Annotated in this window: 21 protein-coding genes; 20 read left to right on the forward strand and 1 reads right to left on the reverse strand. The window is 61.5% G+C overall.

Features of this window, described 5'->3' with window-relative positions:
- Window positions 1-119 precede the first annotated feature (119 nt).
- From mraZ to lpxC, 16 genes are all read left to right on the forward strand, one after another.
- Window positions 120-575: a division/cell wall cluster transcriptional repressor MraZ gene (gene mraZ / locus ACYASU_RS16435; protein WP_192171890.1), complete on the forward strand. Its 456-nt coding sequence runs from the start codon at window positions 120-122 to the stop codon at window positions 573-575.
- Window positions 572-1,519, forward strand: a complete 948-nt coding sequence (gene rsmH, locus ACYASU_RS16440) for a 16S rRNA (cytosine(1402)-N(4))-methyltransferase RsmH (protein ID WP_423574142.1) — start codon at window positions 572-574, stop codon at window positions 1,517-1,519. The genes mraZ and rsmH overlap by 4 nt, the downstream gene beginning before the upstream one ends.
- Window positions 1,516-1,809, forward strand: a complete 294-nt coding sequence (gene ftsL, locus ACYASU_RS16445) for a cell division protein FtsL (protein ID WP_192171762.1) — start codon at window positions 1,516-1,518, stop codon at window positions 1,807-1,809. The genes rsmH and ftsL overlap by 4 nt, the downstream gene beginning before the upstream one ends.
- Window positions 1,806-3,554 (forward strand): peptidoglycan D,D-transpeptidase FtsI family protein, encoded by a 1,749-nt coding sequence (locus ACYASU_RS16450; protein WP_463583392.1) that lies wholly within the window; start codon window positions 1,806-1,808, stop codon window positions 3,552-3,554. The genes ftsL and ACYASU_RS16450 overlap by 4 nt, the downstream gene beginning before the upstream one ends.
- Window positions 3,554-5,017: a UDP-N-acetylmuramoyl-L-alanyl-D-glutamate--2,6-diaminopimelate ligase gene (locus tag ACYASU_RS16455; protein WP_463583393.1), complete on the forward strand. Its 1,464-nt coding sequence runs from the start codon at window positions 3,554-3,556 to the stop codon at window positions 5,015-5,017. The genes ACYASU_RS16450 and ACYASU_RS16455 overlap by 1 nt, the downstream gene beginning before the upstream one ends.
- Window positions 5,010-6,380, forward strand: a complete 1,371-nt coding sequence (locus tag ACYASU_RS16460) for a UDP-N-acetylmuramoyl-tripeptide--D-alanyl-D-alanine ligase (protein ID WP_463583394.1) — start codon at window positions 5,010-5,012, stop codon at window positions 6,378-6,380. Before ACYASU_RS16455 ends, ACYASU_RS16460 begins: the two co-directional genes overlap by 8 nt.
- On the forward strand, window positions 6,380-7,462 hold the full coding sequence (gene mraY, locus ACYASU_RS16465) for a phospho-N-acetylmuramoyl-pentapeptide-transferase (RefSeq protein ID WP_037014691.1): 1,083 nt from the start codon (window positions 6,380-6,382) through the stop codon (window positions 7,460-7,462). The genes ACYASU_RS16460 and mraY overlap by 1 nt, the downstream gene beginning before the upstream one ends.
- A gap of 5 nt (window positions 7,463-7,467) precedes the next feature.
- The gene (gene murD, locus ACYASU_RS16470) at window positions 7,468-8,814 is read left to right on the forward strand and encodes a UDP-N-acetylmuramoyl-L-alanine--D-glutamate ligase (protein ID WP_463583395.1); all 1,347 of its coding nucleotides are present in this window, start codon (window positions 7,468-7,470) and stop codon (window positions 8,812-8,814) included.
- Window positions 8,811-10,028, forward strand: coding sequence for a putative lipid II flippase FtsW (gene ftsW / locus ACYASU_RS16475; protein ID WP_133772211.1), 1,218 nt, complete (start codon window positions 8,811-8,813; stop codon window positions 10,026-10,028). The genes murD and ftsW overlap by 4 nt, the downstream gene beginning before the upstream one ends.
- Window positions 10,015-11,088 carry an undecaprenyldiphospho-muramoylpentapeptide beta-N-acetylglucosaminyltransferase gene (murG, locus tag ACYASU_RS16480; protein ID WP_192171757.1) on the forward strand — a complete coding sequence of 358 codons (1,074 nt, stop codon included), beginning with the start codon at window positions 10,015-10,017 and terminating at the stop codon, window positions 11,086-11,088. The genes ftsW and murG overlap by 14 nt, the downstream gene beginning before the upstream one ends.
- Window positions 11,081-12,541, forward strand: a complete 1,461-nt coding sequence (murC, locus tag ACYASU_RS16485) for a UDP-N-acetylmuramate--L-alanine ligase (protein ID WP_133772215.1) — start codon at window positions 11,081-11,083, stop codon at window positions 12,539-12,541. The genes murG and murC overlap by 8 nt, the downstream gene beginning before the upstream one ends.
- Entirely contained in the window at window positions 12,538-13,497 is a 960-nt protein-coding gene (locus tag ACYASU_RS16490) for a D-alanine--D-alanine ligase (RefSeq protein ID WP_463583396.1), read from the forward strand. Before murC ends, ACYASU_RS16490 begins: the two co-directional genes overlap by 4 nt.
- Window positions 13,498-13,500: 3 nt before the next feature.
- On the forward strand, window positions 13,501-14,373 hold the full coding sequence (locus tag ACYASU_RS16495; protein WP_282368937.1) for a cell division protein FtsQ/DivIB: 873 nt from the start codon (window positions 13,501-13,503) through the stop codon (window positions 14,371-14,373).
- A 15-nt stretch (window positions 14,374-14,388) separates the two neighbouring features.
- The gene (gene ftsA / locus ACYASU_RS16500) at window positions 14,389-15,648 is read left to right on the forward strand and encodes a cell division protein FtsA (protein ID WP_037014678.1); all 1,260 of its coding nucleotides are present in this window, start codon (window positions 14,389-14,391) and stop codon (window positions 15,646-15,648) included.
- A gap of 63 nt (window positions 15,649-15,711) precedes the next feature.
- Window positions 15,712-16,902, forward strand: coding sequence for a cell division protein FtsZ (gene ftsZ, locus ACYASU_RS16505; RefSeq protein ID WP_074884474.1), 1,191 nt, complete (start codon window positions 15,712-15,714; stop codon window positions 16,900-16,902).
- A 112-nt stretch (window positions 16,903-17,014) separates the two neighbouring features.
- A complete protein-coding gene (gene lpxC, locus ACYASU_RS16510; RefSeq protein WP_065992158.1) occupies window positions 17,015-17,926 on the forward strand; it encodes a UDP-3-O-acyl-N-acetylglucosamine deacetylase in 912 nt (303 codons plus the stop codon).
- A gap of 601 nt (window positions 17,927-18,527) precedes the next feature.
- Here the strand turns inward: lpxC and ACYASU_RS16515 are convergent.
- A complete protein-coding gene (locus ACYASU_RS16515; RefSeq protein WP_463583397.1) occupies window positions 18,528-18,995 on the reverse strand; it encodes a DUF721 domain-containing protein in 468 nt (155 codons plus the stop codon).
- A gap of 319 nt (window positions 18,996-19,314) precedes the next feature.
- Here ACYASU_RS16515 and secA point away from each other — a divergent pair, with 319 nt between their 5' ends.
- The 4 genes from secA to ACYASU_RS16535 all read left to right on the forward strand — a co-directional run bounded on the left by secA (window position 19,315) and on the right by ACYASU_RS16535 (window position 25,030).
- Window positions 19,315-22,065, forward strand: coding sequence for a preprotein translocase subunit SecA (secA, locus tag ACYASU_RS16520; protein ID WP_463583398.1), 2,751 nt, complete (start codon window positions 19,315-19,317; stop codon window positions 22,063-22,065).
- A gap of 135 nt (window positions 22,066-22,200) precedes the next feature.
- Window positions 22,201-23,418 (forward strand): bifunctional glutamate N-acetyltransferase/amino-acid acetyltransferase ArgJ, encoded by a 1,218-nt coding sequence (gene argJ, locus ACYASU_RS16525; protein ID WP_463583399.1) that lies wholly within the window; start codon window positions 22,201-22,203, stop codon window positions 23,416-23,418.
- A 38-nt stretch (window positions 23,419-23,456) separates the two neighbouring features.
- A complete protein-coding gene (locus ACYASU_RS16530) occupies window positions 23,457-24,083 on the forward strand; it encodes a glutathione S-transferase family protein (RefSeq protein WP_463583400.1) in 627 nt (208 codons plus the stop codon).
- A 2-nt stretch (window positions 24,084-24,085) separates the two neighbouring features.
- Window positions 24,086-25,030, forward strand: coding sequence for a Nudix family hydrolase (locus ACYASU_RS16535; protein WP_463583401.1), 945 nt, complete (start codon window positions 24,086-24,088; stop codon window positions 25,028-25,030).
- Window positions 25,031-25,114: the final 84 nt, after the last annotated feature.

A 25,114-nucleotide genomic window follows, 5' to 3' on the forward strand; every position in this document is an offset into this window, starting at 1 on the left:
TCCTCGTGAAGTCGCCTTGACGGTGTGGTGGGCGCATTCCTATAGTGTGCGCAAGTGGCGGAAAGTGGCGTGAAGTGGGTTTTTTGACCGCAAAAAGATAATATTTGGAGATCGCGCCTGTGTTCCGTGGTGCAAACGCAATCAATCTCGACGCAAAGGGCCGTCTCGCTATGCCGAGCCGGTACCGTGACGAGTTGGATTCGCGTAGCGCCGGCCAGATGATTGTCACCATTGATACCGTCGACCCGTGCTTGTGCATCTATCCGCTTCCCGAGTGGGAGTTGATTGAGGCCAAGCTGCGCGAGCTCGCCACGTTCCGTGAAGAAAACCGTCGCCTGCAGCGGCTGTTGATCGGTAATGCGGTTGATCTGGAGTTGGACGGCAGCGGGCGTTTCCTGGTGCCGCCACGTTTGCGTGAATACGCCAAGCTCGATAAGCGAGTGATGCTGGTAGGCCAGCTCAACAAGTTTCAACTGTGGGATGAGGACGCCTGGAACGCACTTGCTGATGCGGACCTTGCGGCCATTCAAAAACCGGGTGCGATGCCCGATGAACTGCGTGATTTGATCCTGTGACTACGAATAGCGGCTTTACCCACATCACCGTACTGCTCGAAGAAGCCGTCGAGGCTCTCGCGGTGCGCGCCGATGGCTGCTATCTGGATGGCACGTTCGGTCGTGGCGGACACAGCCGCCTTATATTGCAGAACCTGGGGCCGGAGGGTCGGCTTCTCGGATTCGATAAAGATCCCCAAGCGATTGCCACCGGGCAAACGCTGGCGGCCGAAGACGGCCGCTTTGTCATTGTGCAGCGCAGCTTTGCTGAATTGGGCGCCGAAGCTCAAGAACGCGGGTTGGCGGGCAAGGTCAGCGGCATTCTGCTGGATCTCGGTGTGTCGTCGCCACAACTGGACGACCCCGAGCGCGGCTTCAGCTTCATGAACGATGGCCCCCTCGACATGCGCATGGACCCGTCCCGCGGCATCAGCGCAGCCGAGTTCGTCAACACTGCGCCCGCCGAAGAGATCGCCCGCGTTTTCAAGGAATACGGCGAAGAGCGTTTCTCCCGCCGCATGGCCGGTGCTGTCGTGGCCCGCCGCGAGACTCAGCCGTTCGAGCGCACCGGCGATCTCGCCGAAGTGCTGAAAGTCGCCAACCCGGCGTGGGAAAAGGGCAAGAACCCGGCGACCCGCGCGTTCCAGGGCCTGCGCATTCACGTCAACAACGAACTGGGTGATCTGGAAGCCGGCCTTGACGCTGCGCTGGACGCCCTTGAAGTGGGCGGCCGTCTGGTGGTCATCAGCTTCCACTCGCTGGAAGACCGCATCGTCAAATTGTTCATGCGCAAGCTGGTCAAGGGCGAAGCCGACAACCTGCCGCGCAACCTGCCGATCCGTCATCAGGCCTTCGAGCCGCGTATCAAGCTGATCGGCAAGGCGCAGTTCGCGTCCGATGATGAAACCCGCGCCAATCCGCGTTCGCGCAGCGCCGTCATGCGCGTCGCGGAGAAACTCCGATGAACCGCGGTTTCTTCAAGCCCCTGCCGGGCGGCAGCTTCTTCATGCTGATGCTGTTTATCGCCGTGCTGGTGTCAGCGATCGGTGTGGCGTACAGCGCGCACTGGAACCGTCAGCTGCTCAACTCCCTTTACGGTGAACTCAGCGTGCGCGACAAGGCGCAGGCCGAGTGGGGGCGCCTGATTCTTGAGCAGAGCACCTGGACTGCCCACAGCCGTATCGAGGCCCTGGCCACTGATCAGCTGAAAATGCGCATCCCGAACGCCGCCGACATCCGGATGGTGTCGCCATGATGAAACTCGAAGGGGCGCTCTACCCGTGGCGGTTTCGCGTCGTGGTCGGCCTGCTGTCGGTCATGGTCATCGCGATCTGCTACCGCATCGTCGACCTCCAGGTCATCGACCATCGCTTCCTGATCGAGCAGGGCGATGCGCGCAGCCTTCGCACCGTTTCGATTCCTGCCCACCGTGGTCTGATCACCGACCGCAACGGTGAGCCGCTGGCCGTCAGTACGCCGGTCACCACCATCTGGGCAAACCCGTCCGAAATGCAGGCCGACAAGACCAAATGGGTCCAGCTTGCGCAAGCGTTGGGGCAGGATCCCAAGGCGTTGACGGATCGCCTCAACGAACAGGCAAGCAAAGAATTCATCTATCTGGTCCGTGGCCTGACCCCGGAGCAGGGTCAGTCGGTGCTTGATCTGAAAGTCCCGGGCGTTTACGGCAAGGAAGAATTCCGCCGTTTCTACCCGGCGGGCGATGTCACCGCGCACATGGTCGGCTTTACCGACCTCGACGATCACGGCCGTGAAGGCGTAGAGCTGGCCTACGAAGACTGGCTTGCAGGCGTCCCCGGCAAGCGGCAGGTCATCAAGGATCGGCGCGGCAGGATGATCAAAGACCTGCAAGTGAAGAAAAACGCCAAGGCCGGCAAGACCTTGGCTTTGTCTATTGATCTGCGCCTGCAATACCTGGCGACCCGCGAGCTGCGCAACGCCATTCAGGAAAACGACGCCAAGGCCGGCAGCCTGGTGATCATGGACGTGAAAACCGGCGAAGTGCTGGCGATGGTCAATCAGCCGACGTACAACCCGAACAACCGTCGCACCATGGTGCCGGCGGCGATGCGTAACCGCGCGATCATCGACGTGTTCGAGCCGGGTTCGACCATGAAGCCGATCTCCATGACCGCCGCACTGGAAAGCGGCCGCTGGAAGCCGAGCGACAAGGTCGAGGTGTACCCGGGCACGTTGCAGATCGGCAAATACACCATCCGTGACGTGACCAAAACCGAAGGCCCGATCCTCGACCTGACCGGCATTCTGATCAATTCCAGTAACGTCGGCATGAGTAAAGTCGCGTTCGACGTGGGTGGCGAAGCGATTTTCCACGCCATGCAGCGTGTGGGCCTGGGCCAATACACCGGCCTCGGCTTCCCGGGCGAGCGCGTCGGCAACCTGCCGAACTACCGTGAGTGGCGCAAGGCTGAAACCGCAACGCTGTCGTACGGCTACGGCCTGTCGGTGACGGCGCTGCAGTTGGTCCACGCCTACGCGGCGCTGGCCAACAACGGCAGGATCGTGCCACTGACCATTCTCAAAACTGATAATCCAGCCGAGTCGGTTCAGGCCATTCCGGAAGCGACGGCCAAGACGGTGCAGGGCATGTTGCAGCAAGTGATCGAAGACCCGCGTGGCGTTTACCGTGCGCGCGTTCCGTCGTATCACGTGGCAGGCAAGTCCGGTACCGCGCGTAAGACATCCGTGGGCACCAAGGGCTACGCGGAAAACTCCTACCGTTCGCTGTTCGCCGGCTTCGGCCCGATGAGCAACCCGCGTTACGCGGTTGTTGTGGTCATCGATGAGCCGAGCAAAGGCGGTTACTTCGGTGGTCTGGTTTCCGCTCCAGTCTTCAGCAAGGTGATGTCGGGCACGCTGCGCTTGATGAACGTGCGCCCGGACAACCTCGCGCCGATTCCGCCTGAGCAACAAGCCAACGCCGTGCCCGCCGCCGCCCCAGTCAAGGGAGGACGTGGCTGATGTCTTTGAATTTGAGCAAGCTGTTTGCGCAGTGCAACCGCGATCTGCTGATTCGCGAACTGACCCTGGACAGCCGCAAAGTGCGTCCGGGCGATCTGTTTCTGGCGATTCCGGGCCTCAAGGTTGACGGCCGTGAGCACATCACCGACGCCATCGCCCACGGCGCGGCGGCCATTGCTTACGAGGTCGTAGGCGCCAAGGTGCTGCCGATCACCGATATCCCGATGATTCCGGTCAAGGGTCTGGCAGCGCAGTTGTCCGACATTGCCGGGCGCTTTTATGGCGACCCGAGCCGCAACCTGAACCTGATCGGTGTGACTGGCACCAACGGCAAAACCAGCGTGACTCAATTGGTCGCACAGGCGTTGGACAAGCTCGGCCAGCACTGCGGCATCATCGGCACACTGGGTACTGGCTTCTATAGCGAGCTGAAAAGCGGCATCCACACCACGCCGGATCCGATCTCCGTGCAATCGACCCTGTACGACCTGAAAAGGGCCGGGGCCAAAGCGGTTGCCATGGAAGTTTCGTCCCACGGGCTGGATCAGGGCCGGGTTACTGCGTTGGCTTTCGACGTGGCAGTGATGACCAACCTGTCCCGTGACCATCTCGATTACCACGGCACCATGGAGGCTTACGCGGCTGCCAAGGCCAAGCTGTTCGCCTGGAATGACCTGCGCTGCCGTGTGGTCAATCTTGACGACGGGTTTGGTCGCCAGCTCGCCGCTGCGCCGCACCCTTCACGGCTGATTACCTACAGCCTGGAAGACAGCAGCGCTTACCTGTTCTGCCGCGATGCGCATTTCGATGATGATGGCGTGCGCGCGACCCTGGTAACCCCCCAAGGCAGTCATGCCTTGCGCAGCAGGCTGCTGGGCCGTTTCAACCTGAGCAACGTGCTGGCTGCGGTCGGCGCGTTGATGGGGCTCGATTACCCGCTGGACGACATCTTGAAAGTCCTGCCGACGCTGGAAGGCCCTGCGGGCCGGATGCAGCGGCTGGGCGGTGGCTCGCGTCCGCTGGTGGTGGTCGATTACGCCCACACCCCTGACGCGTTGGAAAAAGTGCTCGCGGCGTTGCGTCCTCATGCAAAAGGTCAACTGACCTGCCTGTTCGGCTGCGGCGGCGATCGCGATCGCGGCAAGCGTCCGCTGATGGCCGAAGTGGTCGAGCGTCTGTCCGACAAAGTGTTGGTCACCGATGACAACCCGCGCAGCGAAGACCCGGCCCGTATTTTCGATGACATCCGTGCTGGGTTCGTCTCGGCAAACGCAGTCGATTTCGTTGCCGGGCGCGGTCAGGCGATCGCGCAGATCATCGCCCAGGCGTCCGCTGCCGATGTGATCGTGCTGGCCGGCAAGGGCCATGAGGATTACCAGGAAATCAACGGGCAGCGTCAGCCGTTTTCCGATCTGGAAGAAGCCACCAACGCGCTCGACGCCTGGGAGGCTGCACATGCTTAAGCCGCTCTCGTTCAGCGAACTGCTGGTGCCGCTCGACGCACGTCGTGTCGGCCATGACTGCAGTTTTTCCGGTGTCAGCATCGACAGCCGCGCAATCACGCCCGGCCAATTGTTCGTGGCGCTGACCGGCCCGCGCTTCGACGGTCACGACTATCTCGATCAAGTTGCTGCCAAAGGCGCAGTCGGCGCGTTGGTTGAACGCGAGGTCCCGGGCAGTTCGCTGCCGCAGTTGATCGTCACCGACACCCGCAAAGCCCTCGCGCAACTCGGCGCGATGAACCGCAATGCCTTCATAGACAAGCCGGTCGCTGCGATCACCGGTTCCAGCGGCAAGACCACCGTGAAGGAAATGCTGGCGAGCATCCTGCGCACCCGCGGTCCTGTGCTGGCGACCCGCGGCAACCTGAACAACGAACTCGGCGTGCCGTTGACGCTGCTGGAGCTGGCGCCAGAATTCGATGCAGCCGTGATCGAACTGGGCGCGTCCCGTGTGGGCGAGATAGCTTTCACGGTCAGCCTGACCAAGCCCCATGTTTCGGTCCTGACCAACGCCGGGACTGCCCACGTGGGCGAGTTCGGCGGTCCGGAAAAGATCGTCGAAGCCAAGGGCGAGATCATCGAAGGCCTGGACGCTCGCGGTGTTGCGGTATTGAACCTCGACGACAAGGCGTTCGATATCTGGGTGGCCCGCGCCGGCTCGCGCAACGTGTTGAGCTTCGCGCTCGACAACAGCCGTGCTGACTTTTACGCCAGCGACCTGGGCATTGATGCGCGCGGTTGCCCGGCATTCACGTTGAACACCCCGAACGGCTCAGCCCCGGTGCAGTTGAATCTGCTGGGCACGCACAACGTTGCCAATGCGTTGGCCGCGGCCGCTGCTGCCCATGCGCTGGGCGTTTCGCTCGCGGGCATCGTGACCGGGCTTGACGACGTACAGCCGGTCAAGGGCCGCACCGTCGCGCAACTGGCGCCGAACGGCATGCGCGTCATTGATGACACTTACAACGCCAACCCCACTTCCGTGGCTGCCGCGACCGACATCCTCACCGGTTTTCCGGGCCGCAGGGTTCTGGTGCTGGGCGACATCGGCGAGCTGGGCGCCTGGGCGGAGCAGGGCCATCGCGATGTCGGCGAATACGCGGTCGGCAAAGTCGACGCGCTGTATGCCGTCGGTCCGCTGATGGCCCATGCGGTCAAGGCTTTCGGGCAGGATGCCCGCCATTTTGAAACTCAGGCCGAGCTGATCGAAGCGCTTGGCGCCGAGCACGATAAAAACACCACCATTTTGATTAAAGGTTCACGCAGCGCTGCGATGGAAAACGTCGTAGCGGCCTTATGCGGAACACGCCTGGAGAAACATTAATGCTGCTGCTGCTGGCCGAGTATCTGCAACAGTTCTACAAAGGCTTCGCGGTCTTTCAGTACCTGACCCTGCGCGGGATCCTTGGCGTGCTCACTGCGCTGTCACTTTCCCTGTGCCTGGGCCCGTGGATGATCCGCGCCCTGCAGAGCAAGCAGATCGGTCAATCCGTGCGTAACGACGGACCCCAATCGCACCTGTCCAAGTCCGGCACGCCGACCATGGGTGGCGCGCTGATTCTGTCTGCAATCGGCATCGCCACGTTGTTGTGGGCTGATCTGAGCAACCGCTATGTGTGGGTCGTGCTGATCGTCACGCTGCTGTTCGGCGCCATCGGCTGGGTCGACGACTACCGCAAGGTGATCGAGAAGAACTCGCGCGGGCTGCCGAGCCGCTGGAAATACTTCTGGCAATCGGTGTTCGGCCTGGGCGCGGCGATCTTCCTTTACATGACTGCGCAATCGCCCGTGGAAACCACGCTGCTGATCCCGATGCTCAAAGACTTCAGCATCCCGCTGGGCATTGGCTTCGTCGTGCTGACCTACTTCGTGATCGTCGGCTCCAGCAACGCCGTGAACCTCACGGATGGCCTGGACGGTCTGGCGATCATGCCGACCGTGATGGTCGGCGGCGCACTGGGGATCTTCTGCTACCTGTCGGGTAACGTGAAGTTCGCGGAATATCTGTTGATCCCTTACGTGCCGGGCGCGGGCGAATTGATTGTGTTCTGTGGCGCGCTGATCGGCGCAGGGCTGGGTTTCCTCTGGTTCAACACCTACCCGGCTCAAGTGTTCATGGGTGATGTCGGGGCGCTGGCCCTGGGCGCGGCTTTGGGCACCATCGCGGTCATCGTCCGTCAGGAAATCGTTCTGTTCATCATGGGCGGCGTCTTCGTAATGGAGACCCTGTCAGTCGTCATTCAGGTCGCATCCTTTAAATTGACCGGCCGCCGCGTTTTCCGCATGGCGCCCATCCATCACCACTTTGAACTCAAGGGCTGGCCCGAGCCGCGCGTGATCGTCCGTTTCTGGATCATCACCGTGATTCTGGTGTTGGTCGGCCTTGCCACGTTGAAACTGAGGTAGAACGAGTGTCACTGATCGCTTCTGACCACTTCCGCATCGTTGTCGGCCTCGGCAAGAGCGGCATGTCCCTGGTTCGCTTTCTGGCGAACCGGGGTGTGTCGTTTGCTGTCGCCGATACGCGGGAGCATCCGCCAGAACTCGCGACCTTGCGCCGTGACTACCCGCAGGTCGAAGTGCGCTGTGGCGAGCTGGACGTTGAATTCCTGTGCCGCGCCGATGAGCTGTATGTCAGCCCCGGTCTGGCGCTGGCAACCCCGGCCCTGCAGCAAGCGGCCATGCGCGGCGTGAAGCTGTCCGGCGACATCGAGCTGTTCGCTCGCAATGCCAAGGCGCCCATCGTGGCCATCAGCGGATCGAACGCGAAAAGCACGGTCACCACGCTGGTGGGCGAGATGGCGGCGGCAGCGGGCAAGCGAGTGGCGGTTGGCGGAAATCTCGGTACCCCGGCGCTGGACCTGCTCAGCGATGACGTCGAGCTGTATGTGATGGAGCTGTCGAGCTTCCAGCTGGAAACCACCGATCAGCTTGGCGCTGAAGTGGCGACCGTGCTGAACATCAGCGAAGACCACATGGACCGTTACAGCGGCCTGCCGGCTTATCACCTGGCCAAGCACCGGATCTTCCGCGGCGCGCGCCAAGTGGTGGTGAATCGTCAGGACGCGCTGACCCGGCCGTTGATCGGCGAAGGCGTGCCGTGCTGGACCTTTGGTTTGAACAAGCCCGATAGAAACGGCTTCGGCTTGCGCGAAGAGAACGGCGAGAAGTACCTGGCCTTTCAGTTCGACAACCTCATGCCGGTCCGCGAGCTGAAAATCCGTGGTGGCCACAATCAGGCCAACGCCTTGGCCGCACTGGCGCTGGGTCATGCGGTGGGTCTGCCGTTCGATGCCATGCTTGCCAGCCTCAAGACATTTGCCGGTCTGGTTCATCGCTGCCAATGGCTGCGTGAGCTCAACGGCGTGAACTACTACGACGACTCCAAAGCGACCAACGTCGGCGCCGCGCTGGCAGCGATCGAAGGCTTGGGCGCCGACATCGACGGCAAGCTGGTGCTGATTGCCGGCGGCGATGGCAAGGGCGCGGATTTCACCCCGCTGCAAGCCCCGGTTGCCGCCCATTGCCGCGCCGTCGTCCTGCTGGGCCGCGATGCGGATTTGCTCGCCGCGACCTTCGGCGATTCGGTGCCTCTGGTACGCGTCACTACATTGGAAGAAGCCGTGCAACGTGCTGCTGATATCGCGCAGGAAGGGGACGCCGTGTTGCTGTCGCCCGCCTGCGCAAGCCTGGACATGTTCAAGAATTTCGAGGAGCGCGGACAACTGTTCGCCCGGGCCGTGGGGGACTTGTCATGATTTTTGGCGTGATCAAGCCGTACCCGTCGCCGATCATCAGCGGCCGTGGCGTTGACGTCGATTTCCCGATGCTCGCCGGCTGCCTCGCGTTGCTGGGCCTGGGACTGGTGATGATCACTTCCGCGTCGTCGGAAGTGGCCGCCGTTCAGTCGGGCAACGCGCTGTACATGATGACCCGTCACCTGATCTATCTGGTGCTGGGCCTGATCGCCTGCGTCGCGACCATGATGGTGCCGGTCGCCACGTGGCAGCGCCTTGGCTGGCTGATGCTGATTGGCGCGTTCGGTCTGTTGATCGCGGTGATCGTGCCCGGCATCGGGCGTGAGGTGAACGGTTCGATGCGCTGGATCGGCTTCGGCATGTTCAACGTGCAGCCGTCGGAAATCGCCAAAGTCTTCGTGGTGATCTTCCTGGCCGGTTACCTGATTCGTCGCCAGCAGGAAGTGCGCGAGAGCTGGATGGGCTTCTTCAAGCCGTTCATCGTGCTGCTGCCGATGGCGGGCCTGCTGCTGATGGAGCCGGACTTCGGTGCCACGGTTGTGATGATGGGCGCGGCGGCGGCGATGCTGTTCCTTGGCGGCGTCGGGCTGTTCCGTTTCAGCTTGATGGTCGCGCTGGCAGTGGGTGCCGTGTTCGTGCTGGTTCAGGCGCAGCCTTACCGGATGGCGCGTCTGATTACCTTCACCGACCCGTGGTCCGATCAGTTCGGTTCCGGCTACCAGCTGACCCAGGCGCTGATCGCCTTCGGTCGCGGTGAATGGTTCGGCGTCGGCCTTGGCAACAGCGTGCAGAAGCAGTTCTACCTGCCGGAAGCGCACACCGACTTCGTGTTCTCGGTACTGGCTGAAGAGTTGGGCGTTGTGGGTTCCCTCGCCACGGTCGCGCTGTTCGTGTTCGTCAGTATCCGGGCTATGTACATCGGCATGTGGGCCGAGCGCGCCAAGCAGTTCTTCGCTGCGTACACCGCTTACGGCCTGGCATTCCTGTGGATTGGTCAGTTCCTGATCAACATCGGCGTGAACGTCGGTCTGCTGCCGACCAAGGGTCTGACCCTGCCGTTCCTCAGCTACGGCGGCAGCTCGTTGATCATCTGCTGCGCCAGCTTGGGCCTGTTGCTGCGCATCGAGTGGGAATCGCGCAACAACATGGGCAGTGAAGAGGCCGAGTTCCAGGAAAGCGACTTTGCCGAGGAGCCGACCCATGGCCGCCGGTAACGTTTTGATCATGGCGGGCGGCACCGGCGGACACGTGTTCCCGGCGCTGGCGTGCGCCCGTGAGTTCCAGGCCCGCGGCTACACCGTGCATTGGCTGGGTACGCCCCGTGGGATCGAAAACGAACTGGTGCCCGCCGCAGGGTTGAAGCTGCACCTGATCAACGTCACCGGTCTGCGCGGCAAGGGCCGGCTGTCGCTGCTCAAGGCGCCGTTCATGTTGATCAAGGCTTTGCTGCAGGCGCGCAAGATCGTGGGTGAGTTGAAGCCGGTCTGCGTCGTCGGTTTCGGTGGCTACGTGACAGGCCCTGGCGGTCTGGCGGCGAAGCTGGCCGGGGTGCCGCTGATCATCCATGAGCAAAACGCAGTAGCGGGCACGGCCAATCGCAGTCTTGCGTCGTTCGCCGCACGCGTCTGTGAAGCGTTCCCGCAGACCTTCGCCGCGTCGGCCAAGCGTCGCACCACCGGTAACCCGGTGCGCGCCGAGCTGTTCTTCGAAACGCCGCGCCAGACGCTGATTGGCCGCCGGCCTCGTTTGCTGGTGCTGGGTGGAAGCCTGGGCGCCGAGCCGCTGAACAAATTGCTGCCGGAAGCCCTGGCGCAAGTGCCTGCCGATATCCGCCCTGAAGTGTTTCATCAGGCCGGCAAGCATCACGATGAAGTCACCGCCGAGCGTTATCGCGCCGCCGGTGTCGAGGCGCAGGTCGCCCCCTTCATCAAAGACATGGCACAAGCCTATGGCTGGGCGGATCTGGTGGTCTGCCGCGCAGGTGCGTTGACCGTCAGTGAACTGGCTGCCGCCGGGCTGCCGTCGTTGCTGGTGCCTTTGCCCCACGCGATCGACGATCACCAGTCACGCAACGCCGACTATCTGGCTCGCGAGGGCGCTGCCTTCGTCATGCCGCAAGCGACAACTGGCGCCGCCGAAATGGCCGCTCGCCTGAAAGAGGTTTTGATGCAACCCGAACAATTGAACCGCATGGCCGTCACGGCTCGCCAACTGGCCAAGCCTGACGCCACCAACACCGTCGTCGATATCTGCCTGGAGGTGGCCCATGGTTGAAAATCAACGCGCCATGCCACAGCCGGAAATGCGCCGCATCCGTCGTATCCACTTCGTGGGCATTGGCGGCGTGGGCATGTGCGGTATCGCCGAAGTGTTGCTGAACCTGGGCTATGACGTGTCCGGTTCCGACCTCAAGGCTTCGCCGGTCACCGAGCGTCTCGAATCGTTTGGCGCGCAGATCTTCATCGGCCATCGTGCAGAAAACGCATCGACGGCGGACGTGCTGGTGGTCTCCAGCGCTGTGAACACCTCCAACCCAGAAGTGGCGACCGCCCTTGAGCGTCGCATTCCTGTGGTGCCGCGCGCTGAAATGCTGGCTGAGCTGATGCGCTATCGCCACGGTATCGCGGTCGCTGGTACCCACGGCAAAACCACGACCACCAGCCTGATCGCCTCGGTGTTCGCGGCGGGTGGCCTTGATCCGACCTTCGTGATTGGCGGGCGTCTGAACGCTGCCGGTACCAACGCGCAGCTCGGCACCAGCCGTTACCTGATCGCCGAAGCCGACGAAAGCGACGCCAGCTTCCTGCACCTGCAGCCGCTGGTGGCCGTGGTCACCAACATCGACGCCGACCACATGGCGACCTACGAAGGCGACTTCAACAAACTGAAGAAGACCTTCGTCGAATTCCTGCACAACCTGCCGTTCTACGGTCTGGCCGTGGTCTGCATCGACGATCCGGTGGTGCGCGACATCCTGCCTTCGGTCAAGCGCCCGATCATGACCTACGGCTTCGATGACGCCGCCGACGTGCGCGCGATCAACGTGCGCCAGGACGGCATGCACACACACTTCACCGTGCTGCGTCGTGACCGCGAGCCACTGGATGTCTCGGTCAACATGCCGGGCAAGCACAACGTGCTGAACTCGCTGGCAACCATTGCCATCGCCACTGACGAGGGCGTCTCTGACGAAGCCATCGTTCAGGGGCTGTCCGGCTTCCAGGGCGTTGGCCGTCGTTTCCAGGTATACGGCGAACTGCCGGTGGAAGGCGGCAACGTGATGCTGGTCGACGACTACGGTCACCACCCGCGTGAAGTGGCTGCCGTCATCAACGCCGTGCGCGGTGGCTGGCCGGACCGTCGTCTGGTCATGGTCTACCAGCCGCACCGCTACAGCCGCACCCGTGACCTGTACGACGACTTCGTGCAGGTGCTCAACGAGGCCAATGTGTTGCTGCTGATGGAAGTCTATCCGGCCGGTGAAGAACCGATTCCGGGTGCGGACAGCCGTCAGCTGGCCCACAGCATTCGTCAGCGCGGTCAGCTTGATCCGATCTACATCGAGCGTGGTGTCGAACTCGCCCCGCTGGTCAAACCCCTGCTGCGCGCCGGCGACATCCTGCTGTGCCAGGGCGCCGGCGACATTGGCGGCCTTGCACCACAGCTGCTGAAAAGCCCGCTCTTCACCGGCGCCATCGTGGCCTCAACCGAAGGTAAGCTGAAATGACAGCCGCCCTGCAGTCCGCCCTGTTCTCGACGCTGGAGCCGAAACGCTTCGGTCGCGTCGCCGTGCTGTTTGGCGGCAAGAGCGCGGAGCGGGAGGTGTCCCTGAAATCCGGCAGCGCAGTGCTTGAAGCCCTGCAAAGCGCAGGCGTCGACGCGTTCGGTATCGACGTGGGCGAGGATTTTCTGCAGCGGCTGGTCAGTGAACAAATCGATCGGGCGTTCATCGTCCTCCACGGTCGTGGCGGCGAAGACGGCACCATGCAGGGCCTGCTTGAGTGCCTGGAAATTCCCTACACCGGCAGCGGCGTGCTCGCGTCGGCGCTGGCGATGGACAAGCTGCGCACCAAGCAGGTCTGGCAGAGTCTCGGCTTGCCGACGCCGCGCCACGCCGTGCTGAGCAGCGAAGCAGATTGTATTTCTGCGGCGACGGAACTGGGCTTTCCTTTGATCGTCAAACCCGCCCATGAAGGTTCCAGTATCGGTATGGCCAAGGTGACCGGCGTCGACGAATTGATCGCCGCCTGGAACGCCGCCCGTACCTACGATTCGCAAGTGTTGGTCGAACAATGGATCGAAGGTCCGGAGTTCACCATCGCCTCTCTGCGTGGGCAGGTATTGCCTCCCATCGGTCTGGGTACTCCCCACAGTTTTTACGACTACGACGCCAAATACCTGGCCTCCGATACCCAGTACCGGATTCCGTGCGGCCTCGATGCAGCCAAAGAAGTTGAACTCAAGGCACTCACGGCTCGGGCCTGTGAAGCGGTCGGCATTGCCGGCTGGGCGCGCACCGATGTCATGCAGGACGCCGACGGCAAATTCTGGCTGCTGGAAGTCAACACCGTTCCCGGCATGACCGATCACAGCCTTGTGCCCATGGCTGCGCGTGCGGCCGGGCTCGATTTCCAACAGTTGGTGTTAGCGATTCTGGCCGACAGCGTCCAGGTGCGAGGGTAGATCATGCACGGCGCAACGGTTCGTCATCAGCAATCCGCTACCGGCCGCAACAAGCCGGTGCCGCGGGGTGCCAGCCGCATGGTTGCCAAGGAGCCCATGTCGTCGCGCATGCCGCGACCGAATTTCGGTTTCCTGCGCAGCCTTATGTGGCCGGTGCTGCTGGTGGTGTTTGGTTTTGGTACGTACGAAGCCGCCCAGCGCCTGCTGCCTTACGCCGACCGGCCGATTTCGCGAATCAACGTGCAGGGCGATCTGAGCTACATCAGTCAGCAAGCCGTGCAGCAGCGGATCGCGCCGTTCGTGGCGACCAGCTTTTTCAACATTGATTTGGCCGGCATGCGCACCGAACTTGAGCAGATGCCGTGGATTGCCCACGCCGAGGTCCGCCGCGTCTGGCCGGATCAGGTGGTGATCCGTCTGGAAGAACAATTACCGGTTGCGCGCTGGGGCGATCAATCCCTGCTGAACAACCAGGGTCAGGCATTCACCCCGCGTGAGCTGGCCAACTACGAACACCTTCCGCAGTTGTTCGGGCCTCAACGGGCTCAACAGCAGGTGATGCAGCAGTACCAGGTCCTGAGCCAGATGTTGCGCCCGCTGGGGTTCTCCATCGCTCGCCTGGAACTGCGTGAGCGAGGCAGCTGGTTTCTGACCACCGGCGCAGGCACTGCAGGCCCAGGCCTGGAGCTGCTGCTGGGACGAGGCAATCTGCTTGAGAAGATGCGCCGCTTTATCGCCATCTACGACAAGACACTGAAAGACCAGATCACGAACATTGCGCGCGTCGACCTTCGTTACAACAACGGCCTGGCCGTTGGTTGGCGCGAACAGGCAGCGGCGCCAACGACGGACAAACCCGCCGTCGCGAAGAATTGATAAGAGGCAGGACCCATGGCAAACGTGCAAAGCGGCAAAATGATCGTCGGATTGGATATCGGCACCTCCAAGGTGGTGGCGCTGGTAGGCGAAGTCGCGGCTGATGGCACGCTGGAAATCGTCGGTATCGGCACTCACCCGTCCCGCGGCCTGAAGAAGGGCGTGGTGGTGAATATCGAATCCACCGTGCAATCGATCCAGCGCGCCGTAGAAGAAGCGCAGCTGATGGCCGGTTGCCGCATTCACTCGGCGTTCGTCGGCGTTGCGGGCAACCACATCCGTAGCCTGAACTCCCACGGCATCGTGGCGATTCGCGACCGCGAAGTGAGCTCCGCTGACCTTGAGCGCGTGCTCGACGCTGCCCAGGCCGTGGCGATCCCGGCTGACCAGCGTGTGCTGCACACGCTGCCACAGGATTACGTCATCGATAACCAGGAAGGCGTTCGCGAGCCACTGGGCATGTCGGGCGTGCGTCTGGAAGCCAAGGTTCACGTGGTGACCTGTGCGGTGAACGCGGCGCAGAACATCGAAAAATGCGTCCGTCGCTGCGGGCTGGAAGTCGACGACATCATCCTCGAGCAACTGGCCTCGGCTTACTCGGTGCTGACCGACGACGAGAAAGAACTGGGCGTGTGCCTGGTGGACATCGGCGGCGGCACCACCGACATCGCGATCTTCACCGAAGGCGCTATCCGTCACACCGCGGTGATCCCGATTGCGGGCGATCAGGTCACCAACGACATCGCCATGGCGCTGCGTACACCGACCCAGTACGCCGAAGAAATCAAAATCCGTTACGCCTGCGCCCTGGCCAAACTGGCCGGTGCCGGTGAGACCATCAAAGTGCCAAGCGTCGGCGACCGTCCGCCCCGTGAACTGTCCCGTCAGGCCCTCGCCGAAGTGGTCGAGCCGCGCTATGACGAGCTGTTCACCCTGATTCAGGCCGAACTGCGTCGCAGCGGCTACGAAGACTTGATCCCGGCCGGCATCGTGCTGACCGGTGGCACCTCGAAAATGGAAGGCGCGGTCGAACTGGCCGAAGAGATCTTCCACATGCCGGTCCGCCTCGGCGTGCCGCACAGCGTCAAAGGGCTCGCGGACGTCGTTCGCAACCCGATCTACTCAACCGGCGTCGGCCTGTTGCTGTACGGACTGCAAAAGCAGTCTGACGGCATCTCGCTGTCCGGCCTTTCCGGCTCCGGTAGCAGTTATAGCGATGAACCGAAGGCTCCAGTGTTAGAGCGTCTCAAGCGCTGGGTTCAGGGGAATTTCTAAGATTCAAAAAGTGGTAGGCAGGCAACAGGCGACATAAAACTAGAGAACTGAAGGAGAGGGAACATGTTCGAGCTCGTAGACAACATCCCACAAAGCCCGGTAATTAAAGTTATCGGCGTTGGTGGTGGCGGCGGCAACGCAGTCAATCACATGGTCAAGAGCAACATCGAAGGCGTCGAGTTCATCTGCGCCAACACCGATGCTCAGGCACTGAAAAATATTGGCGCACGTACCATTCTGCAACTGGGTACCGGCGTGACCAAAGGCTTGGGCGCGGGTGCGAATCCTGAAGTCGGCCGTCAGGCTGCACTGGAAGACCGCGAGCGCATCGCTGAAGTGCTGCAAGGCACCAACATGGTCTTCATCACCACCGGCATGGGCGGCGGTACCGGCACCGGTGCGGCTCCGATCATTGCCGAAGTGGCCAAGGAAATGGGCATTCTGACCGTTGCGGTCGTGACACGTCCGTTCCCGTTCGAAGGCCGCAAGCGCATGCAGATCGCCGATGAAGGCATCCGCGCGCTGTCCGAAAGCGTCGACTCGTTGATCACCATTCCCAACGAGAAGCTGCTGACCATCCTCGGTAAAGACGCCAGCCTGCTGTCGGCTTTCGCCAAGGCTGACGATGTACTGGCCGGTGCCGTTCGCGGTATCTCCGACATCATCAAGCGCCCGGGCATGATCAACGTCGACTTCGCCGACGTACGCACCGTGATGTCCGAAATGGGCATGGCGATGATGGGCACCGGCTGCGCCAGCGGTCCGAACCGTGCGCGTGAAGCCACTGAAGCGGCCATCCGCAACCCGTTGCTGGAAGACGTGAACCTGCAAGGTGCTCGCGGCATTCTGGTCAACATCACTGCCGGTCCTGACCTGTCTCTGGGTGAGTACTCCGACGTGGGTAGCATCATCGAAGCGTTCGCCTCCGAGCACGCCATGGTCAAGGTCGGTACGGTTATCGATCCGGACATGCGCGACGAGCTGCACGTCACTGTGGTTGCCACCGGCCTGGGTGCGAAAATCGAGAAGCCTGTGAAGGTCATCGACAACACTATGCAGACCGCTCAAGCCGCACCTGCGCAGCAGCACGCCGCACGCCAGGAGTTGCCTTCGGTCAACTACCGCGATCTGGACCGTCCAACCGTGATGCGCAATCAGGCACACGCGGGCGCAACAGCCGCAGCGAAGATGAACCCGCAAGACGATCTGGATTACCTGGATATTCCAGCGTTCCTGCGTCGTCAGGCTGATTAATGGGTTCTATCAGGGGTATAAGGGTGATTGGTGTTCAGCAAAGGCGGGGTCTGCTATCATCGCCAGCCTTTGTTGATACTAATTCGCGATACGCGCTGAAGCGGCCAATGCCATGATTAAACAACGCACCCTGAAAAATATTATCCGTGCCACAGGTATCGGCCTGCACTCGGGGGAGAAGGTTTACCTGACCCTCAAACCAGCACCTGTGAACGCTGGCATTGTGTTTTTCCGTACCGACCTTGAGCCGGTGGTCCAGATCAACGCTCACGCGTTGAATGTGGGTGACACCACGCTCTCCACGACGCTGTTCAATGGCGACGTGAAGGTCGATACGGTCGAGCACTTGCTGTCGGCCATGGCCGGCCTTGGCATCGATAACGCCTACGTTGAACTTTCTGCCTCCGAAGTTCCAATCATGGATGGCAGCGCAGGTCCCTTCGTATTCCTGATTCAATCGGCTGGCCTGGAAGAACAGGACGCACCGAAGAAATTCATCCGCATACTTAAAGAAGTGTGCGTAGAAGAAGACGGCAAGTCCGCCAAGTTCTTACCGTTTGAAGGGTTCAAGGTCGGGTTCGAGATCGATTTCGATCACCCGTATCTCAAGAACCGCACGCAAACGGCTTGTGTGGATTTTTCCAGCACTTCGTTCGTTAAAGAAGTGAGCCGTGCGCGGACATTCGGTTTCATGAAAGACATCGAGTATCTGCGTAAGCACAACCTGGCTCTGGGCGGCAGCGTTGAAAACGCGATCGTTGTGGACAAGGACGGCGTGTTGAACGAAGACGGTCTTCGTTATGAAGACGAGTTCGTGAAGCACAAGATTCTGGATGCCATCGGTGACCTGTATCTGTTGGGCAACAGTCTGATCGGCGAGTATCAGGGCTTCAAGTCGGGACACGGTCTGAACAATCGTTTGCTTCGTGCGTTGATCGCTCAGGAAGACGCTTGGGAAGTTGTGACCTTCGAAGATGCCAGCACCGCACCGATCTCTTACATGCGCCCTGTAGCGGCGGTGTAAACAGTCTCTTCTTCCTAGTTTTGATGTTTTCAGGCCACCTTCGGGTGGCTTTTTTTATGAGCGTCGATTAGATAGCGGGCATATTCGTTTTTTGTGTTTGCTGGAGTTATGGTTCCGCCCTTACGGCGGGTCACTTTTTCCAACAGCCCGGATTGCCGGCCCAGAAAAAAGTAACCAAAAAGGCCGTGTTCCTGGTTGGGTTCCTCCTTCGTCGGAATACCTTCACTCCGTTCTCGCTCCGTGGGCTCGCGCCGAACGGGCATCCATGCCCTGACGGCGCTCTCGCCGCATCCATGCGGCTCGGCCCACTGCGCGAGACCTGCGTTCAGCCTGCACCCAAGTCGCGATTGGCGGTGTCTGGACTTCTTATGTATGAAAATCAAAAGCAGAGCAAAGGCTTCCCGGCTGAAGCCGGTCCTACGAGGGCGCCGCCGGCCCAACTGGCTGCACGCGGTGTTCATGTAGGACCGGCTTTAGCCGGGAAGGGGCCAGTGCGTGCGCTGGCATTTTTGGACTTGCCAACATTTGAAGGGGACTAACATTTGAAGGGGACTGATTTATTTACAACGCTTCACCGTAAATTAATCTGTCCCCGTCCGAACTATGATTCCCCAGCCTCTTTAGGCACAGCATGCGCGGCCAGCCGCTCGAGCGCAGCACGCAGTTTCGGGTCGGTGATGCCTTCCGCTGTTGCGGTGATGGTCTCGGCCGCCGCGACCGACAGATCGCGCGTATGCCCAGCTTCAGTCCGGTGGGTTCTCGCGGGTTGAACCTTCAGTTGCAGCCGGGTGAGATTGGCAAATTCCTTGAACGCAACCAGTTGCCGTTGCAAACGCTTCTGTTGATAACGCAGTCGAGTGGCCCAGTGGCCATCCGTGACGATGAGCAGCAGTGTGCCTTCGCGCCATGACGCGACGTGGCAGTGCTCGCGCGCGGCGGGTTGTAGCTGGCTTTCCAGCAGACGCTGCAAGTGCGCGAGGCGTTGGGCGTGGTTGAAGATGGCTTTGAGGGGCCGGGCTTCGCGCAGAAGCACAGCCGGTGCGCGAGCGGGGAGGGGACGGAATGCCATGATGAGGTGCCTTGTGTTGCCTGGGCGTGATCTTAGCAGAATCGGTAGAAGCACCTTTGCGTCAGGCGTCCAGGGTGCAAATAAGCCCCGCGATCATGAAAAAACATTAATAAAACTTCTCACCCCCATGGGTTGAAGTCACGGGAAATGACCCTATTGTACTTCTGCCCCGTAACACTGCTGTGCCAGCATCGTGGAATAACGCCACTTTCCTCACCACCATTTCCGGGTAGAATGCTCGTTCGCATGCGGCCATGAGGGCTGCTCGGGCGACTCACGGGGCCGCCCTCCATCCCTATGTGTGGAAGATCCTTTCGATATGTTTGCACCTTTGTTAAAAAAACTTTTCGGAAGCAAGAACGAGCGCGAAGTGAAGCGCATGCTCAAGACGGTCCAGGTCGTCAACGGCTTCGAAGAGCAAATGCTCGCCCTCTCGGACGAACAGCTGCGCGCCAAGACCGACGAGTTGAAGGCCCGCATAGCCAAAGGTGAGACCCTCGACCAGCTCTTGCCAGAAGCCTTCGCGGTCTGCCGCGAGGCGGGTAAACGCATCATGGGCATGCGTCACTTCGACGTACAGCTGATCGGCGGCATGACGCTGCACGAAGGCATGATCGCCGAGATGCGTACCGGTGAGGGTAAAACCCTCGTCGCGACCCTCGCGGTCTACCTCAACGCACTGTCCGGCAAAGGCGTGCACGTAGTCACGGTGAACGACTACCTGGCCCGTCGTGACGCCAACTGGATGCGCCCGCTGTATGAATTCCTCGGTCTGACCGTAGGCGTGGTCACGCCTTTCCAGCCGCCGGAAGAGAAGCGCGCCGCCTACGCCTCCGACATCACCTACGGCACCAACAACGAATTCGGTTTCGACTACCTGCGCGACAACATGGCCTTCAGCCTGGAAGACAAATTCCAGCGTGAGCTGAATTTCGCCGTGATCGACGAAGTCGACTCGATCCTCATCGACGAAGCCCGTACGCCGCTGATCATCTCCGGTCAGGCCGAAGACAGCTCCAAGCTCTACACCGAAATCAACAAGCTGATCCCCAAGCTCGAGCAGCACATCGAGGAAGTGGAAGGCCAGGTCACCCAGCAGGGTCACTTCTCCATCGACGAGAAATCCCGTCAGGTGGAGCTGAACGAGTCCGGTCACCAGTTCATCGAAGAGATGCTCACCGAAGTCGGTTTGCTGGCTGAAGGCGAGAGCCTGTACTCGGCGCACAACCTGGGCCTGCTGACCCACGTTTATGCCGGTCTGCGTGCCCACAAGCTGTTCCATCGCAACGTCGAGTACATCGTTCAGGACGGCCAGATCCTGCTGGTCGACGAACACACCGGCCGCACCATGCCGGGTCGTCGTCTGTCCGAAGGCCTGCACCAGGCCATCGAAGCGAAGGAAGGCCTGAATATTCAGGCCGAGAGCCAGACCCTGGCCTCTACCACCTTCCAGAACTACTTCCGTCTCTACAACAAGCTGTCCGGCATGACCGGTACGGCGGACACCGAAGCGTTCGAATTCCACCAGATCTATGCTCTGGCCGTGATGGTCATTCCGCCGAACAAGCCGTTGGCGCGGAAAGACTTCAACGACCTCGTGTACCTGACCGCCGAAGAGAAGTACGCGGCGATCATCACCGACATCAAAGCCTGCCTGGCCGAGCAGCGTCCGGTGCTGGTAGGTACAGCGACCATCGAAACCTCGGAGCACATGTCCCGCCTGCTGGTGCAGGAAGGCATCGAGCACAAGGTTCTGAACGCCAAGTTCCACGAAAAAGAAGCCGAGATCATTGCCCAGGCCGGTCGTCCGGGTGCGCTGACCATCGCCACCAACATGGCCGGTCGCGGTACCGACATTCTGTTGGGCGGCAACTGGGAAGTTGAAGTGGCCAGCCTGGAAGACCCGACCCCAGAGCAGATCGCGCAGATCAAGGCCGACTGGCAGAAGCGCCATCAGCAAGTGATCGAGGCGGGCGGCCTGCACGTTATTGCCTCTGAGCGTCACGAATCCCGCCGTATCGACAACCAGCTGCGTGGTCGTGCCGGTCGTCAGGGTGACACCGGTTCGAGCCGTTTCTATCTTTCGCTGGAAGACAGCCTGATGCGCATCTTCGCCTCTGATCGGGTGAAGAACTTCATGAAAGCGCTGGGCATGCAGTCGGGCGAAGCGATCGAGCACCGCATGGTGACCAACGCCATCGAAAAAGCGCAGCGCAAAGTCGAAGGCCGCAACTTCGACATCCGCAAGCAGCTGCTCGAGTTCGACGACGTTTCCAACGAACAGCGCAAAGTGATCTACCACATGCGTAACAGCCTGCTGGCTGCGACCAACATTGGTGACACCATTGCCGAGTTCCGCGAAGAAGTCCTCGATGCCACCATCTCCGCGCACATCCCGCCGCAGTCGTTGCCTGAGCAGTGGAACGTGGCCGGTCTGGAAGCCGCGCTGAACAGCGATTTCGGCGTGAAGCTGCCGATTCAGCAGTGGCTCGACGAAGACGATCACCTGAACGAAGACACCCTGCGTCCGAAGTTGATGGAAGCCATCTTGGCGGCCTACAACGAGAAAGAAGACCAGGCCAGTGCCGAGGCGCTGCGCACCTTCGAGAAGCAGATTCTCCTGCGCGTGCTGGACGACCTGTGGAAAGACCACCTGTCGACCATGGATCACCTGCGTCACGGTATTCACCTGCGCGGCTACGCCCAGAAGAACCCGAAGCAGGAATACAAGCGCGAGTCGTTTGCCCTGTTCCAGGAGCTGCTCGATTCGATCAAGCGCGACGCCATTCGTGTGCTGTCCCACGTCCAGGTTCGCCGCGAAGATCCGGCCGAGGAAGAGGCGCGTCTGCGTCGCGAAGCCGAGGAGTTGGCGCAGCGCATGCAGTTCCAGCACGCCGAAGCGCCGGGCCTGGACCAGCCGGACCTGCTCGCCGAAGAGGGCGAGGACGTTGCGGTAGCTGCAGCCGCCGCACTGTCGCCGGTACGCAACGACCAGAAGCTGGGTCGCAACGAATTGTGCTGGTGTGGTTCGGGCAAGAAATTCAAGCACTGTCACGGCCAGATCAGCTAATTCGCCCACCGCGAAGAGCTGTAGCTGACCTGTAATATCACGCCGCGACCGGCTCAGCCGTCGCGGCGTTTTTCAATCAATCGAGCCGTGTCGGCGAGGCCGCGCGGTGTGACTGTCTTTCAAGGAGCGCACTTCATGGCTGTTGGTCTTGGTCCTTTGCCGACGCTGCACCCGGTTCCCGGTTTTGAACTTGGCATCGCCTCCGCCGGCATCAAGCGCCCGGGGCGCAAAGATGTTGTGGTCATGCGCTGCGCCGAAGGCTCGAGTGTCGCGGGCGTATTCACCCTGAACGCGTTTTGCGCGGCGCCGGTGATCATCGCCAAGCAGCGCGTGCAAGGCACCGTGCGTTATTTGCTGACCAACACCGGCAACGCCAACGCCGGCACGGGCGAACCAGGGCTGGCGGCTGCCGAGCGCACCTGCGCGAAGCTGGCCGAGATAACCGGGGTGGACGCCAGCGCCGTGCTGCCGTTTTCCACGGGCGTGATCGGTGAGCCGTTGCCCGTCGAGAAGATCGAAGGCGCGCTGCAGGCGGCGCTGGATGATTTGTCCGTCGACAACTGGGCCGCAGCGGCCACCGGCATCATGACCACTGACACGCTGCCCAAAGGCGCGAGCCGTCAGTTCGTGCTCGATGGCGTCACGGTCACCGTGACCGGCATCAGCAAAGGCGCGGGCATGATTCGTCCGAACATGGCGACCATGCTGGGCTACATCGCCACCGACGCCAAGGTGGCGCCGAGCGTGCTGCAGGACCTGATTCGCGACGGTGCCAACAAGTCGTTCAACCGCATCACCATCGACGGCGACACGTCGACCAATGACTGCTGCATGCTGATTGCCACCGGCCAGGCCGACCTGCCCGCGGTGACTGAAGCCAAGGGCCCACTGTTTGAAGCGCTGAAAAAAGCCGTCTTCGAGGTGTGCATGGACGTCGCCCAGGCCATCGTCCGTGACGGCGAGGGCGCGACCAAGTTCGTGACCGTCGAAGTCAACGGCGGCGGCAATCACCAGGAATGCCTGGACGTCGGTTACACCGTCGCGCACTCGCCGCTGATCAAAACCGCGCTGTTCGCGTCAGACCCTAACTGGGGCCGGATCTTGGCGGCCGTAGGGCGTGCGGGCGTGCCGAACCTGGACGTCAGCAAGATCGACGTGTTTCTGGGTGACGTCTGCATCGCCAGCAAAGGCGCCCGCGCCAGCACCTACACTGAAGAGCAAGGCTCGCTGGTGATGGCACAGGAAGAAATCACCATCCGCATCGAGCTGGGTCGAGGTGATTGCAGCGAAACCATCTGGACCACCGACCTGTCGCACGAGTACGTGAAAATCAACGCGGAATACCGCACCTGAGTCACGAGCGAGTCCACCGGTCTCAACGGAGCCAAGACATGAGCCTGCGCCTGATCATCGGCGACAAACGTTACTCCTCCTGGTCGCTGCGTCCGTGGCTGGCGCTTGCGCTGACCGGCGAGACGTTCACCGATCAGGTGATTCGCCTGAATCAGGCTGACACCACGCGCCTGATTCTGGAGCATTCGCCGACCGGTAAAGTGCCGGCGCTGAAGTGCGAGCACGGCACCATCGTCGACTCATTGGCGATTTGTGAGTATCTGGCGGAGCGTTTTCCGAATGCAGGCTTGTGGCCGGCGGATATCGCCGCCCGCGCTCAGGCCCGCTCGGCGTGCGCGCAGATGCACAGCGGCTTTGTCGGACTGCGCTCGCGCTTGCCGATGGATTTGCGTCAGGACGAGGCGCTGGAAGTCATTGCGGTCGAAGCTCAGGCAGACATCGACCGCATGGTTGCGCTGTGGCGTGAATGCCGCGCGGTGTCGGGCGTGAGCGAAGGTTTTCTGTTCGGCACGCCGGGCATCGTCGATGCGTTCTTCGCACCGGTCGCCGTGCGCTTTCGTACCTATCGCGTCGAGCTGCCAGCGGACGCGGCGGCCTACGTCGAAACGATTTATCAGTGGCCTGAGTTCAAACGCTGGCAGAAAGCGGGTCTGGAGGAAGGTTGAACGTGAAACGCATCCATGTGGCCGCGGCGGTTATCCGTGGCACCGACGGCAAGATCCTCATCGCCCGACGCGCCGACAAACAGCATCAGGGCGGTCTGTGGGAGTTTCCTGGCGGCAAGGTTGAACCGGATGAATCGGTCGAGGCCGCGCTGTCGCGCGAGCTGCACGAAGAGCTCGGCATCGTCGTTACGGCGGCGCGTCCGCTGATCAAGATCAAGCACGACTACCCGGACAAACAGGTGTTGCTGGACGTGTGGGAAGTCTCGTCGTTTACCGGCGAGCCCCACGGTGTCGAAGGGCAACCGCTGGCCTGGGTATCGCAGCGGGAACTGGCCGAGTATGAATTTCCGGCGGCCAATCGGCCGATCGTGGCCGCTGCGCGTTTGCCGGGTGAATACCTGATCACCCCGGACGATCTGGAAACGCCCGAACTGCTGCGCGGCATACGCACGGCGGTGGCTGGCGGCATCAAGCTGGTTCAGCTGCGTGCGCCGAATATGTACGACCCGAAATACCGTGACGTTGCGGTGGACGCGGTCGGGCTGTGCGCGGGCAAGGCGCAGTTGATGCTCAAAGGGCCGAGGGAATGGCTGGGTGACTTTCCGGCGGCGGGCTGGCACCTGACCAGCGAACAGCTGCGCAAATACGCCAGCAAGGGCCGTCCGTTTCCTGAAGATCGCTGGCTGGCAGCCTCCTGTCACGACGCTGAAGAGTTGAGTCTGGCCGAGCAGATGGGCGTGGATTTCGTCACCCTCTCGCCTGTGCTGCCGACGCAAAGCCATCCGGACGCCCAGCCGCTGGGTTGGGAAAAGGCTCGCGACTTGATCGAGGGCTTTAGCAAGCCGGTTTATCTGCTGGGCGGGGTAGGGCCGACGGACCGTCAGCACGCGTGGGAATGTGGCGCGCAGGGTGTGGCGGGGATCAGAGCGTTCTGGCCGCAGGACTGACAAAGCAAATGTCGGTGCCGGCTCATCCCTCTTGGCACAACACCTGATTCCGCTGCCGATGAAGAACTTGTGGGAGCGAGCTTG

This window comes from Pseudomonas sp. HP_12 (genome assembly GCF_055283955.1).

What these genes read in the sequence shown, in the direction of transcription:
- ftsL (WP_192171762.1), top strand. Translation starts at nt 1,516, where the DNA reads ATGAACCGCGGTTTCTTCAAGCCCCTGCCGGGCGGCAGCTTCTTCATG.
- ACYASU_RS16450 (WP_463583392.1), top strand. Translation starts at nt 1,806, where the DNA reads ATGATGAAACTCGAAGGGGCGCTCTACCCGTGGCGGTTTCGCGTCGTG.
- ACYASU_RS16455 (WP_463583393.1), top strand. Translation starts at nt 3,554, where the DNA reads ATGTCTTTGAATTTGAGCAAGCTGTTTGCGCAGTGCAACCGCGATCTG.
- ACYASU_RS16460 (WP_463583394.1), top strand. Translation starts at nt 5,010, where the DNA reads ATGCTTAAGCCGCTCTCGTTCAGCGAACTGCTGGTGCCGCTCGACGCA.
- mraY (WP_037014691.1), top strand. Translation starts at nt 6,380, where the DNA reads ATGCTGCTGCTGCTGGCCGAGTATCTGCAACAGTTCTACAAAGGCTTC.
- ftsW (WP_133772211.1), top strand. Translation starts at nt 8,811, where the DNA reads ATGATTTTTGGCGTGATCAAGCCGTACCCGTCGCCGATCATCAGCGGC.
- murG (WP_192171757.1), top strand. Translation starts at nt 10,015, where the DNA reads ATGGCCGCCGGTAACGTTTTGATCATGGCGGGCGGCACCGGCGGACAC.
- murC (WP_133772215.1), top strand. Translation starts at nt 11,081, where the DNA reads ATGGTTGAAAATCAACGCGCCATGCCACAGCCGGAAATGCGCCGCATC.
- ACYASU_RS16490 (WP_463583396.1), top strand. Translation starts at nt 12,538, where the DNA reads ATGACAGCCGCCCTGCAGTCCGCCCTGTTCTCGACGCTGGAGCCGAAA.
- ACYASU_RS16495 (WP_282368937.1), top strand. Translation starts at nt 13,501, where the DNA reads ATGCACGGCGCAACGGTTCGTCATCAGCAATCCGCTACCGGCCGCAAC.
- ftsA (WP_037014678.1), top strand. Translation starts at nt 14,389, where the DNA reads ATGGCAAACGTGCAAAGCGGCAAAATGATCGTCGGATTGGATATCGGC.
- ftsZ (WP_074884474.1), top strand. Translation starts at nt 15,712, where the DNA reads ATGTTCGAGCTCGTAGACAACATCCCACAAAGCCCGGTAATTAAAGTT.
- lpxC (WP_065992158.1), top strand. Translation starts at nt 17,015, where the DNA reads ATGATTAAACAACGCACCCTGAAAAATATTATCCGTGCCACAGGTATC.
- ACYASU_RS16515 (WP_463583397.1), bottom strand. Translation starts at nt 18,995, where the DNA reads ATGGCATTCCGTCCCCTCCCCGCTCGCGCACCGGCTGTGCTTCTGCGC.
- secA (WP_463583398.1), top strand. Translation starts at nt 19,315, where the DNA reads ATGTTTGCACCTTTGTTAAAAAAACTTTTCGGAAGCAAGAACGAGCGC.
- argJ (WP_463583399.1), top strand. Translation starts at nt 22,201, where the DNA reads ATGGCTGTTGGTCTTGGTCCTTTGCCGACGCTGCACCCGGTTCCCGGT.
- ACYASU_RS16530 (WP_463583400.1), top strand. Translation starts at nt 23,457, where the DNA reads ATGAGCCTGCGCCTGATCATCGGCGACAAACGTTACTCCTCCTGGTCG.